Consider the following 14,167-nt stretch of genomic DNA (forward strand, 5'->3'; position numbering starts at 1 on the left):
ATTGGTTTTCAGTTAGAATCGAGAGCCGTAAAACCAGATTTACGAAGTTTTAAAAACTTCGTAAATCTTCTCGCTTCGAGATTCTTAACACAGATTCATTAAAACGGAAAAACCACTTTAAAACTAACATTCCGCCCGATGTTATAAATACCGAGGTGCCCGTTTGGCGATGACTGGTAGTATTCAAAATATTTTAAGCGGTTAAGGTTTGATTGGTAAGCCTTATCAAGAAGGTTATCAACCTGTAAAAAAAGCTCACAGATGGTTTTGTCCGATTTATTTTTGATGGTAGCTCCCGCGCCCAAATTAAACAACGCGTAGCCTGGTGTGGCGGTTTCGGTGTTATCCAGGGCATAGTAGCGGTTTTGTGTGGTGTATGCATCCATTTCTGCTTTGAAGTAGATCTTTGAAAAAGCACCGTAAGCCTTTTGTAAACTCACTTTAAACTCCGACCGGATATGCAGCGGTGGGATAAAAGGCAGGTATTTAGCTGCACCGTTAGATTCATCAATGAGTTGTTTGTTGCCGTTGATACCCGTTACATAAGCCAGGCTATTATTAAAAGCCAGCCACTTGATATTCTGCGGATGCATATTAAGCGTAAATTCCGCCCCGTATAATCGGGCACTGCTTTGCTGGTATTGATAGGTACTGTTACCCGGAACAATCACCACAGGATTGCCGTCGGCATCAGTGAGTTTGGCCTGGTAAATATAATTGTTGATATGGTTGTTAAACAGTTCGGCAATCAGGTCCACGTCCTTCAGGTAAGCAATAAAGCCCAAATCTTCCTGCAGGCTAAATTCGGGGTTAAAACTACGATTGCCTAAGTATACGATATGCGCGCCGGGATCGAGTCCGTTGGAGCCGATTTCGGTAATATTGGGCGCACGGTATCCTCTGGCGATATTCGCCTTAAACAGCAGGCGTTCGCTGATATTATAGGTTATACCCAAACTGCCCGATACGCCCTGGTATACATGCTTAAAAGCAGGGAACTGCAAATGAGCGCCTGCTGTATCCGGTAATATCACATGCTGTTCAAACCCATTTTTAGGATTCGGCCCAACGTAAAAATCATGCCAGCTAATGTGCCTGTTATCATACCTGATGCCGCCTGAAATATCAACTTTCCCGATAGTTTTTTTGGCGAAAAAGAAAGTCCCCGCATCAAAAAGATTATAATCCGGGATGGGAAAATCTGTTGCAGCCTTGCTGCGGTTGGTTTGATACATGCCGTTCAACCCGAGGGTACTTTCAATACCTGCTATAGTCGGCAGATTGTATTTTACATCGTAATTAAGTGTATTAAGCACAACATATAAACCCGGCTGGTTTGTCTGTGTAGGGTGGTTATATTCCCTGCGGATACTCTGCTGTAAACCAAGCGAAGCATTGATACTGCTGCTTTCGCCCAATTTAAACTCATTGTTTGCGTATACACGGTAATGTTGAATACGCTGATGCAGCGGGGTTATGCTGTATGATCTTAACTCATCATTACTTACAATTGGCCTGTTCCTGATATTATCGTTACTGCTTTCGGCTATTTGTTTGGTAAACTGCCGGGTAAGCGAGTCACGGCTGCCATCGGGTATTTCCTGGCGGTTATCGTAAACTGTCGCCGCTATTTGCGAGTAGCCCCATTTTTTATCAACCCTGGTCATTCCCGACAGGTTAAACTCACGAAAGCCGGTGTTATACACATAGCCATCAATACTGTTTTGATAATCATGTGCAGCTTTCGCGGTTGCCCGGAAAGCATACCGCCAATCATCTTTTCTGTAGGATAAGCCAAGCGAAGTGCCTATCATGCCGTTATTGGTATGGTAATCGGCAGTGTAATCGCCTTTTAAAACCCGGTTTTCGCCTGCAGTCAGGTAAGGGATCATATTGATCACCCCCGCCAGGGCATCCGAGCCATAGGTTAAACTTGCCGGCCCCTTCACTACCTCCGCGCGACCAATACCGTATTGATCTATCTCAATGCCATGTTCATCGCCCCATTGCTGCCCTTCCTGCCGTACGCCGTCATACAAGGTTAAAACACGGTTATAGCCTAATCCCCTGATAAACGGTTTGGAAATATTGGGCCCGGTGGTAACCGCGTTTACGCCAGGCACGCCTTTTACAATAGCATCAATAATGTTGTTGTTCACATTTTGATCCATCTCTTTCCGGGTCATTACCGCTATGGGTATGGGGTTACTCCTTAATTCGGTTTTACGTGATACCCCGGTTACGGTCACCTCATTCAGTTTAGAGCTGCTTTCTTTCAGATTGCCGTTCAATAAGGCAACCTCATCAGGCTTTATGTTCACATTATAGCGTTCGGTAACATATCCTATGTTCGAAAAAACAATGGTATATGTACCTGCCGGAACATTTTTTAAATGATAATAACCTTTATCATTTGTGGTGCCCCCAATAGCGGTTCCGGAAAGCGCGACAGTAGCGAAGGAAAGCGGCTCGCTACCGGTGGTTAATCTCCCTTTAAGGGAGCCATGCTGCGCAGAAACCAAACTTGGGATCAACAAAAGGCATAGTATAGATAATATTTTCATTCGCTTTAGCATATCTTAAATAATATACAAAACAAATAAAAAAAATTAGTCTTACCTAATTTTTAAATTAGAGAAAATAAAATTATAGCATATGTCACTACAAATGATCCAAGCCTGCAAACCGAAACTATTTATTAATCAGATAACTTTCTTTTGCGGAGCTATAGATGGTTGCTGCGGAGAAAAGGCCAGCATAAACTCTTCTGCCCGTTTAATCATATTTTCGGAGCCTATAAAAATAGACGAACGCTGATGAAGTTCATTCACATCTAAATCGAGGATCCGGTCATAGCCTGTAGATGCCAGGCCACCGGCCTGTTCCACAATAAAGGCCATCGGGTTGCACTCATAAACCAGTCGCAATTTTCCGTTTGGATACTGGGCTGTAGTTGGATAAAGGAAGATACCGCCTTTAATCAGGTTACGGTGAATATCGGCTATCATTGATCCGGTGTAGCGTGAGGTGTAAGGGCGGCTGGTGGCCTCGTCCTCAACCTGGCAGTACTTGATGTATTTTTTTACGCCTAAGGGGAAATGCGTATAGTATCCTTCATTGATCGAATACAGATTACCATCTTTCGGCATTTTTATATCAGGGTGCGACAAGCAAAACTCCCCAATTGAAGGATCAAGCGTAAAGCCGTTAACCCCTTTACCTGTAGTATAAACCAGCATGGTTGATGATCCGTAGATCACGTAACCGGCGGCTACCTGCTCAGTACCTTTCTGCAGTACATCCTGCAAAGTAGCTTTACCGTCTACAGATTTACGGCGGTAAATGGAAAATATAGTGCCCACACTCACATTTACGTCAATATTTGATGAACCATCCAACGGATCGATGGCTACAATATATTTGGCATGTTTGGAGATTTCCGATTCTATCAGGATATGCTCGTCATTCTCCTCCGAAGCTACTACACAGCACTCGCCCCCGCTTCGTAATGCCGAAATAAATTGCTCATTGGCATAAACATCCATTTTTTTTTGACGCTCGCCATGAGAGTTTACCGAATCAGTTTCGCCAATAATATCTATAAGCCCGGCTTTGCTGATCTCGCGGTTTACAATTTTAGCAGCGATGCCGATATCGCGTAAAAGCCTTGATAACTCGCCTTTGGCAAAAGGGAAATCAGCCTGTTTCTCTATAATAAATTGTCCTAACGTTATTACTCTTTTCATGAGGATGTGTATTTAATCGGTTAACAGAAATATTAAAAAATGCCGGCCGTAGACCGGGTTGTTTATAATTAGGATGCGGCGTTGTCATTAGCGACAAATAGGAATAACAATATTGACCCGGCAGGATCAAACTGCGTCCTATTCTCTCATAATCAACTTTTTTGCTAAGTTACCGGCCTTAAGCCCCCTAACTGTCATGCCCCGTCCCCCGCTATTTTAGCGCACGTTTACCTCTGTCCAGGCTTGTAAATACCGATTACAGGCAGATAATATCATAACCGGTAACAAGCGCGTATTCCTTTTGATAATATCGTACAATAATTGGATAACGGTTGGATGAAAATGGGAGACGGCAGTATCCATCTTTGTTTTATATCAAAACCAATTAATTAAGGCCTGCTATTATAATTTATAAGTATATGCCGCAAACTTTACATCCTTATCGCGACATCACTATCCGGTTTCCAGGCCAGGTAATTGTTGGCAAAAACTCGCTTTTAAAACTAACCGATGAGGTTGTTGGCCAGGGTTATAAATCAACTTTGATAGTTACCATCAGCCCGCTTTTAGATAAACTTGAGCCGCTTTTAGCTCTGCTCAAGGGAGCCGGAGTTACCGTTCATGTTGATACATCGATAGTAAGGGAGCCATCTTTTAAAGATTTTGAAGATCTGCTTGCAAATGTTAAAAACACTCATGCAGATGTGATCATAGGCATTGGCGGCGGCAGTGTGCTTGACGTAGCTAAACTGATAGCCGCGCAGATTGATAATGATCAGACACTGGCTGAGATCACGGGCATGGGCCTGCTTAAAAATCGTAATAAAAAACTCATCTGCGTACCTACAACAGCCGGTACAGGCAGCGAAGCTTCACCTAACGCCATATTGATAGACGATGCGGACAATCAGAAAAAAGGGATCATAAGCCCATACCTGGTTCCGGATGTGGTGATCATTGACCCGGCATTGATGATCAGTCTCCCGCCAGAGGTTACCGCGGCTACCGGTCTTGATGCTTTAACCCATTGCCTTGAAGCTTATACCAATCTATACGCGCATCCATTCATTGATATGTACGCCCTTGAAGGTATTAGATTGATAGCCGGCAACCTGGTTAAAGCGGTAAACGATGGTACCGATGAAGATGCCCGAACCCAATTGGCCATTGGCAGTTTAATGGGTGGTTTTTGCTTGGGCCCGGTTAATACGGCGGGTGTTCACGCGCTCTCCTATCCGCTGGGCAGCATGTATCATATCGCTCACGGCTTATCAAATGCCTTACTGCTGCCTTTTGTAATGGAATACAATATCCCTGCAGCGCCGGAAAGATATGCAGCAATTGCACGCGCGTTGGGTTGTAACAGTAGCATCAACGATTTTGAAACGGCTCATGCAGGTGTAGAAAAGATCCGCCAATTAATTAAGGATTGCGGCATCCCTGCAACCCTGAAAGAAATAGATATAGATAAAAACACCATACCGCAAATGGCCGCCGACGCCATGAAAATTACGCGCTTGCTCAAAAACAACCCGCGACCGATAACCATAGATGACGCTGTAACCATTTACGAGGCTGCTTATTAATACATCATAAATGAAACTAAAAAAGAAATATAATGGCCTGGTAGTGCCATCAATTACGCCACTGACCGATAGCTACAAACTTGATCACGAAGCGGTTGAAAAGATATTCGACAATATTTTCAACTACGGCGGCGTACCTTTTATACTGGGAACCACCGGCGAATCGGCCTCCTTACCAAACGATCTTAAACTTGATTTTGTTAAGCTGGCAACATCGGTAAGGCAGCCCGGCAGATTGCTTTATGCGGGCATTTCCTCAAATTGCCTGGCCGATTCAATTGAGCTGGCCAAACGTTGTGCCGATGAAGGTATTGACGTTGCTGTAGCCCATCTACCTGCCTATTTCACTTTAACTGAATACGAAATTAAAACATACTTTGAAACGCTGGCTAACGAGGTACCTATCCCGCTGATAGTTTACAATATACCGGCTACAACCAATGTATCTATAAACCTAAATCTTCTCGATGAATTAAGCCATCACGATAATATTGTTGGTACCAAAGATTCGGAACGTAACCACGACCGTTTGAAGGATTCGCTTAAATTATGGGCCGGCCGGGCCGATTTCAGTCACTTCCTGGGCTGGGGCGCACAATCTGCCCATGCCCTGTTTACAGGCAGCGACGGCCTGGTACCAAGTACCGGAAACCTTTTCCCCGATATTTATTACAAAATGATAGTGGCGGCCGACAATAATGATGAAGCGGCAGCATTGCTATTGCAAAGGCACTCCAACCTGGTTGGCGACATTTACCAGGGCAAACGCCTGCTGGGCGAATCATTAGCGGCACTAAAATCATTAATGCAAAGTGCCGGCTTGTGCCGCTCGTACATGATGCCGCCGCTGTTAAAAGTGAGCGAGGCTGAAGCCACCGAGTTGCAAAACAAATTGCAAAGCATGCTTAATGTTGAAAACCTTAGCTTACCGATATACCAATGATAGCCGAGAAACCCATCATAGCGATAACTATGGGCGATCCGGCAAGCATTGGCCCAGAAATTGCCGTTAAAGCCCTGCTTACCGAAAGGTTGTTTGAGATCTGCCGTCCATTGATTATAGGTGATACCGGGGTATTTTTTGATATCATAAAACGATTAGGTTTAGAGGCACGCATCAGCTCCATAAAAGATATCCGCAAGGCCAACTTTGAGTTTGGCAAACCCGATGTTTATGATCTGCAAAATGTAGATATGGAACAGCTGCGCTTTGGCGAGATCTCGGCTATGGCAGGTAATGCCTCGTTTGAAGCGGTTAAAAAAGCTATTGAACTGGCACTTAGCGGTGAAGTTGACGCTACGGTAACAGGCCCTATCAACAAAAAATCAATTAATGAAGCCGGGCATCATTTTGCCGGGCATACAGAAATCTACGCGCATTACACCGGCACAAAAAAATATGCCATGTTGCTGGTTGAGCATAACATGAAGGTGATCCACGTATCAACCCATGTTTCATTAAGACAGGCTTGTGACCTGGTAAAAAAAGACCGCATTATTGAAGTGATTGAACTATTGCAGGATGGTTTAATTTCATTGGGCGAGAAGAACCTGAAGATAGGTGTAGCCGGACTTAACCCTCATGCCGGTGATTCGGGTTTGTTTGGTACAGAAGATGAATTTGAGATCCTTCCGGCTGTGCAGGAGGCTCTAAAATTAGGTTATGATGTGGATGGCCCGGTACCTGCCGATACCTTGTTTTCCAAAGCATCAACCGGGTATTATGGTGGTATCGTGGCTATGTACCATGATCAGGGGCACATCCCCTTCAAGCTTACCGGCTTTAAATGGAATGCCGAAAAACAGCAGATGGACAGCGTAAAAGGCGTTAACATAACTATGGGCCTGCCTATCATCCGTACCTCGGTGGACCACGGTACCGCTTTTGAAATTGCCGGAAAAGGGATTGCCAGCAGCGACGCCATGATACTGGCTATCGAGTCGGCAGTGCAATTGAGCAAAAATAGAGTAAAAGTATAAGCTATGATCGCTGTAATTGCAGATGATTTAACGGGAGCCGCCGAACTGGCGGGCATAGGCCTCAACCACGGGTTAAGAGCCGAGGTGAGCACCACTGTTGATGAATACTGCGATGCAGATCTGCTGATCATAGCTACCGATACCCGTTCAGTTACTGAAGCCCGGGCAAAGGAGATTGTTCATGATCTTACCGTTCAGTTACAGCGATTGAAACCCCGATTTATTTTTAAAAAGATAGATTCGGTTTTACGGGGCCATATTATTGAGGAATTGCAAAGCCAGCTTGCAGCATCAGGTTTAAAAAGGGCTTTGATTATACCCGGCAATCCTCATCATTCCAAAAAACTTATCGGCGAAACGTTCCACTACAACAGCGCACCTATCCACCTCAGTGATTTCGCCAACGATCCAACTTTCCCGGCCTTAAGCTCAAATATTATTGAATTATTAAGAGCCGATGAAAAGATCCGGTTGATTAAAAAAGATGACAAGCTACCAGCGACAGGAATCATTATAGGAGCAGCCAATGACGAAGATGATCTTAAATATTGGGTAAGTAAAACGGATAGCGATACCGTTTTGGCAGGCTCAGCAAATTTGTTTACCTCACTGCTCGAATCTTTAACCGCTCCGCAAGAGGTTGAAACTATTGATCCCGAAACTACCGGCAGACGGCTGTTTGTATTCGGCAGTACGTTTTATCAGGGTAAGTTAAACCTAAGTGATGGCCGGCACAACAATATCCCCGTACATTATGTCCCCGCGGCAACCATCTGCGCCGAAACCAGCGGTGATAATGTGCATGCCCTTTTTGCCAGTCACGTGGCATCAAGCATTGTAGCAGGCAACAATGCCATCATAGCCATAAACCCCGATTTTATTAAGCATATTAAAGTAGACCCGGTATTACTAAGCCACAAAATGGCGGATATAGTAAAACAGGTTATTGACCACACTTCGCTCCACGAATTGTTGATTGAGGGTGGCGCAACCGCTTGGGCCATACTTGAGCGTTTAAACATCAAAAAATTATATCCCTCAAAACTAATAGCTCCCGGAGTTATTCATATGCGCATAGCAGGCAATAACCAATTATGTTTAACTTTAAAACCGGGCAGCTACCCCTGGCCTGCTCCCGTTTGGGAAACCAACAATTATACCTGCATATGAAACATGAAACCCTGCACCTGGCAGATTATATTATCATCGCCCTGGCACTGGCCATTTCATTAACCATCGGTCTCAAATTTTCAAAAGGACAAAACTCCACCAAAAAATATTTTGTATCGCGCGGCTCTATCCCGGCCTGGGCCATAGGCATGTCGTTAATGGCTACCCTCATCAGCAGTGTAACTTTCCTGGCCTATCCCGGCGAGGGTTTTGCATCCAATTGGATCTTGTTGGTTCAGGGCTTAATGGTTCCGGTAGTTTTATTGCTGATGGTTTGGTTCATAGTCCCCCTTTACCGCGAGGTGATAGGCGTAAGCACCTACGAGTATTTTGAAAAACGCTTCGGCCTGTTTGCCCGCTTTTATAGCTCTATCAGTTTTGTGCTCACCCACTTTTCAAAAATGGGGACCGTGTTTTTCCTGCTGGCGCTGGCACTCTCCAACATGACCAATACCAATACTTTTGCCATTATCTGGGTTATAGGATTTGTGATCATTGTCATTACACTTATTGGCGGTATTGAGGCCGTAATTTGGGCTGATGTGGTACAAGGTTTTCTGCTGATAGGCGGCGGCATAGCATCGTTCATCATTCTTATTTGTTCGATAAAAGGGGGCTTTCCAGAGCTTTGGCATATTGCCAGCGTTAACCACAAAAATAACTTCGGCCCCTACTCCTGGAATTTCAAGAAACTCACCTTTATCGTAATGGCTATAAACGGCGTGTTTTACGCCATCCAGAAATACGGAACCGATCAAACCATGGTACAGCGTTACCTGACTGCTAAAACCGACAAAGCAGCTATTCGCGCATCCATATTAGGAGTGGCGCTTACCGTGCCTTTATGGGCTTTGTTCATGTTTATTGGCACTGCATTATTTGCCTATTATCAGCAAAACCCACTACCTGCAGGTATTAAAGCCGACGCGGTTTTTCCTTATTTTATCATGAGCCAACTACCTACCGGCGTTGTAGGATTGATATTGGCAGCGTTGATCTCGGCAGCTATCTCCAGCCTTGGAGCAGATCTTAACTGTCTTTCGGCCATTGGTGTGGAAGATTATTACAAAAAATTCAGGCCTCATAAATCAGATAAGGATTACCTAAAAGCCGGGAGATGGATAGTAGTACTGGCCGGTTTCGGTGCTATGGGTATAGCTACCCTATATATGCTTGCCGGCGATGAAGGCGCATTGGGCATTGTGTTTACCCTCTACGCCATTTTTTCGGGTGGTATAGCTGGGATCTTTTTATTGGGACTGTTCAGCAGCAGGGCAAATAGCCAGGGGGTAAACATCGGCATCATTGCCTGCATCCTGTTTACCGGTTACGCGTTTTTAACATCTGCCAAAATTGGTTTGGGTGATGATAAACATATCCTGCTTGATCTGGGCAAATATAATTTCAATCAGCATAAATACATGCTCGGTGTATACAGCCATCTGGTGGTGATCATAGTTGGCTCCCTGGCCAGTTTGTTTTTCCCTAAACCCGAGTTAAATAAAAACCTCCTTTTCAGCGGGTGGCTTGAGGCCAAACGCGCCGGAAAGCTTACCAAATAATTTACAGCAATGAAAAAGTTACTGGCATCAGGCCTGGGTTTGTTCATGTTTATATCCACACAGGCACAGGTAAAACTGGCATCCATTTTTACCGATAACATGGTACTGCAACAGCAAAGCGAAGCTCCTGTTTGGGGTTGGGACAAAGCAGGATCAACAGTTACTATCAATACCTCATGGAACAAAAAAAGCTACAAAGCCAAAGTGAATGCCAATGGTAAATGGCTTGTTAAAGTAAGTACCCCGGTTTATGGGGGACCATATACTGTAACCATCAGCGATGGCAATACCATACAACTAAATAATGTACTTATTGGCGAAGTTTGGCTTTGCACGGGACAATCAAATATGGAAATCCCGATGAAAGGCTATAAAAGTCAGCCTATCAGCGGTTCTGTTGATGCCATCCTGAAATCAGCCAATAGTAACATCCACATTTACACCGTCCCCCACTCATCTGTAACCGAAGTCCAGGAAAACAGCAAACCATCCGAATGGCATGTGGCCTCGCCTGAGTTTGTAGCCAATTTTAGCGCTACAGGTTATTATTTCGGCAGGTTATTGAATGAGATGCTTCATGTGCCCATCGGTTTGATCAGCGATTGTTATGCCGGATCTAACGCCGAGGCCTGGATGGATACCGAAGGGTTAAAAGATTTTCCGGAGATAAAAATTCCGGCCAAAACAGATACCATCAAGGCGGTATCACGCACGCCTACTACCCTATTCAATGGCATGCTGAACCCGGTTATTGGCTATGGCATTAAAGGCTGTATCTGGTACCAGGGCGAATCAAATTATGACCGCCCCGACCAATACGAAAAACTTTTCCCAGCCTTGGTAAAACGCTGGCGGGGGCTTTGGCAGCAAGGCGATTTTCCATTTTACTATGTGCAGATTGCCCCTTACGATTATGCCCAATTGCCACCATACAATACCGGTGGCAAATACAATTCGGCCTATTTGCGTGATGCCCAGCGTAAATCATTAAAGATTATCCCCAACAGCGGCATGGCTGTATTGCTTGATGTTGGCGAACAGGCTCTTATTCACCCTTCACGTAAAGAACCCGTAGGCACCCGGCTGGCTTATCTTGCATTAGCTCAAACTTATGGCATCAAAGGTTTCGACTATGCAAGTCCGCTGTACAAAGAAATGACTGTGGATGGCAATCAGGCTACCATCAGGTTTGAACATGCCGAAAACGGGCTTACGTCCTTCAACAAGTCTATCCAAAACTTTGAAATTGCCGGTAAAGACAAAATGTTTTACCCTGCACAGGCCATGATATCGGGTAGCGCAATTATTGTATCTTCACCCCTGGTAAAAGAGCCTGTGGCCGTGCGTTATGCCTTCAAAGATTTTGTGGTGGGCGATCTGTTCGGCACTAACGGGCTCCCCGTTTCCTCATTCAGAACCGACGATTGGTAATTATGAAAAGACTCCTGCTACTCTGCTTCCTGTACTGCAATATCGCGTTAGCTCAAAACAAAGGCATAGAACAATACAATGAAGTGTGGACCAGCCAGAGCCAAAATTCAGGCCAGTCGATGCCATGCGGCGGTGGCGATATCGGCCTAAACGTTTGGGTTGAAAAAGGCGAGCTGCTTTTTTATATAGCCCGGAGCGGCACTTTTGATGAAAATAATGCCATGCTTAAACTTGGTCGGATAAGGGTTAAACTATCGCCCAATCCTTTTGATGGCAATGATTTTAAACAGGAACTCAAACTTCAAAATGGCTCGGTACTCATCAACGGAAAAAATGGCGATTTAAAAGCCGAAATAAAGCTTTGGGTTGATGTTTTCCGTCCGGTGATCCATGTCAACATCAGTAGCAATAAAGCCCTTAAAACCGAAGCTATTTTTGAAAGCTGGCGCTATCGCGACAGGGAGGTAAAGGGACTTGAAAAAAATGAAGGATCATGGAAATTCGCACCGCGTAATGATGTAAAAACGCTGAAGGATAACATAGCGTTTCAAGGCAATGCCATCCGGTTCTACCACCACAACCTCGACTCCACCATATTTGATGTTACGGTGAAGCAGCAAGGGATGAATGCGGTTAAAGATCAGATGTACAACCCGCTTAAAAACCTGACTTTTGGCGGGCTAATGCAAGGCAAAAACCTGAAAGCAGCCGGAAACACCAAAGGGCAATACCTCAACACCGATTTTGAAGGCTGGAAACTGGAGAGCATTAAACCTACGACCAATCAGGATATCGAGATCTATCTCAATACCCAACAAACCGCATCCGTAAATGAATGGCAACAAGGCCTCGAAAAAGTAATTAAGGAAGCCGAAACCAATACTAAAACCGACTGGCAAAAAACAGCCGACTGGTGGAAACAATATTGGGACAGGAGTTTCATCTACATCAACGCGACTAAGCCTGACAATGATACAACAGCCTGGCAAACCGGTAAAAATTACCAGCTTTTCAGGTACATGCTGGGTTGCAATGCTTACGGACAAGCGCCCACCAAATTTAACGGCGGTCTGTTTACCTACGATCCCGTTTTCGTTAATCCTCAATACGCCTTTACACCCGATTTCCGTAACTGGGGTGGTGGCCTGATGACGGCCCAAAATCAACGCTTGGTTTATTTCCCGATGCTCAAAAGCGGCGACATAGACATGATGAAACCCGAGTTTGACTTCTATCTCAATTCTCTTAAAAACGCCGAATTACGCAGCAAAGTTTATTGGGGCCACAACGGCGCCTGCTTTACCGAACAGGTAGAGAATTTCGGTTTGCCCAATAGCGCCGAGTATACCTGGAAGCGTCCGGCCGATTTTGATAAAGGACTTGAGTATAATGCATGGCTGGAATACACCTGGGATACCGTTTTTGAGTTTTGCCTCATGATGCTGGAAACGGAGCGATATAAAGGCGACGACATCCATCAATACATTCCGTTTATTGAAAGCTGTCTTACTTTTTTCGACGAACATTATCAATACCTTTCGCGCAAGCGTAGCGCTAAAGCCCTCGACGGCAACGGGCACCTGGTACTATATCCAGGCTCTTCTGCCGAAACTTTCAAGATGGCCTATAACTCCAACTCGACCATCGCAGCTCTGCAAACCATCACCAAACGGATGCTGGTACTGCCTGATGGTTATTTAACTAAAGATGAACATGCCAAGCTGGAAAGCCTGTTAAAACGCATCCCTCCTATCACATTTGGCGATATTGACGGTCATAAAACCCTCACACCCGCCAAATCATGGGAGCGGGTGAACAACGAGGAAAATACCCAGTTTTACCCGGTATATCCCTGGGGCATATTCGGCTTAGATAAACCGGGATTGGATATCGCTTTAAATACCTGGAAATTGGACACGCTTGTAGCCAAATTCAGGAGCGGCATAGGCTGGAAACAGGATAATATTTTTGCGGCCCGTTTAGGTCTTACCGATGAAGCCGCCAAACTGACTAAGTTCAAACTCAAAAATTCCGGCAGGCGTTTCCCTGCCTTTTGGGGACCGGGTTTCGATTGGACACCCGACCACAATTGGGGAGGCTCAGGAATGATTGGCTTACAGGAAATGCTGATGCAGGTAGATGACAAAAAGATCCTGCTGTTCCCCGCCTGGCCAAAGGGCTGGGATGTGCATTTTAAACTTCATGCACCTTATAATACTACCGTTGAAGCTACGCTCAAAGATGGAAAAGTTGTTGATTTAAAAGTTTTTCCGGAAGAAAGGAAGAAGGATATTGAGGTGATGTTAGATAAATAAAGGCTCCTCAAAATCTCCGCCGCCGCTTGGCTCCAGCCGAGTGGCAATTATCAGGGCGGCCTCTGGCCGCCGCGACTAAACTTGGATTAAAATAGCTTTTACCCTTGCGCTTCGGCGGCCAGAGGCCGTATAATAGTTGCCACTCGGCTGGAGCCGAGCGGCGGCGCGTTTTTTTTACAAACTTTTGCCTTTTACCTCATCACTGGCCGAGCGGCTGCGTAGAGGGTTAACAGGGTTAACACTTTTCGAATACTTACAAAGCAAATAACTGACAATCAAATATTTAAAAATCAACAGGGGTAACACTAAAGATTGATTAAAAATATCAGCCTCACGCCGCCGCTCGGCTTGAGCCGCGCAGCGACCTGTGCATTTTT

At 45.0% G+C, this 14,167-nt stretch carries 9 protein-coding genes; 7 read left to right on the forward strand and 2 right to left on the reverse strand.

Annotated features, from left to right (window positions below):
- Nucleotides 1-98: 98 nt before the first annotated feature.
- Entirely contained in the window at nucleotides 99-2,564 is a 2,466-nt protein-coding gene (locus EAH55_RS19770; protein WP_121811175.1) for a TonB-dependent receptor, read from the reverse strand.
- Between the two features lie 138 nt (nucleotides 2,565-2,702).
- Complete coding sequence (gene fbp, locus EAH55_RS19775) at nucleotides 2,703-3,746, reverse strand: class 1 fructose-bisphosphatase (RefSeq protein ID WP_121811176.1); 1,044 nt, start codon at nucleotides 3,744-3,746, stop codon at nucleotides 2,703-2,705.
- A 419-nt stretch (nucleotides 3,747-4,165) separates the two neighbouring features.
- On the opposite strand from fbp, the gene EAH55_RS19780 reads away from it, so the two are divergent.
- From EAH55_RS19780 to EAH55_RS19810, 7 genes are read left to right on the forward strand one after another with little or no spacing between them, the layout of a single operon-like run.
- Nucleotides 4,166-5,332 (forward strand): iron-containing alcohol dehydrogenase, encoded by a 1,167-nt coding sequence (locus EAH55_RS19780; RefSeq protein WP_121811177.1) that lies wholly within the window; start codon nucleotides 4,166-4,168, stop codon nucleotides 5,330-5,332.
- A gap of 10 nt (nucleotides 5,333-5,342) precedes the next feature.
- Nucleotides 5,343-6,275: a dihydrodipicolinate synthase family protein gene (locus EAH55_RS19785; RefSeq protein ID WP_121811178.1), complete on the forward strand. Its 933-nt coding sequence runs from the start codon at nucleotides 5,343-5,345 to the stop codon at nucleotides 6,273-6,275.
- Entirely contained in the window at nucleotides 6,272-7,312 is a 1,041-nt protein-coding gene (gene pdxA / locus EAH55_RS19790; RefSeq protein ID WP_244228261.1) for a 4-hydroxythreonine-4-phosphate dehydrogenase PdxA, read from the forward strand. The genes EAH55_RS19785 and pdxA overlap by 4 nt, the downstream gene beginning before the upstream one ends.
- Nucleotides 7,313-7,315: 3 nt before the next feature.
- Entirely contained in the window at nucleotides 7,316-8,482 is a 1,167-nt protein-coding gene (locus tag EAH55_RS19795; protein ID WP_121811179.1) for a four-carbon acid sugar kinase family protein, read from the forward strand.
- Nucleotides 8,479-10,044, forward strand: coding sequence for a sodium:solute symporter (locus EAH55_RS19800; RefSeq protein WP_121811180.1), 1,566 nt, complete (start codon nucleotides 8,479-8,481; stop codon nucleotides 10,042-10,044). Before EAH55_RS19795 ends, EAH55_RS19800 begins: the two co-directional genes overlap by 4 nt.
- Nucleotides 10,045-10,053: 9 nt before the next feature.
- Nucleotides 10,054-11,475 (forward strand): sialate O-acetylesterase, encoded by a 1,422-nt coding sequence (locus tag EAH55_RS19805; protein ID WP_121811181.1) that lies wholly within the window; start codon nucleotides 10,054-10,056, stop codon nucleotides 11,473-11,475.
- Between the two features lie 2 nt (nucleotides 11,476-11,477).
- On the forward strand, nucleotides 11,478-13,790 hold the full coding sequence (locus EAH55_RS19810; RefSeq protein ID WP_121811182.1) for a DUF5703 domain-containing protein: 2,313 nt from the start codon (nucleotides 11,478-11,480) through the stop codon (nucleotides 13,788-13,790).
- Nucleotides 13,791-14,167 lie beyond the last annotated feature (377 nt).

Source organism: Mucilaginibacter kameinonensis (genome assembly GCF_003675385.1).
GTDB classification, from domain to species: domain Bacteria; phylum Bacteroidota; class Bacteroidia; order Sphingobacteriales; family Sphingobacteriaceae; genus Mucilaginibacter; species Mucilaginibacter kameinonensis.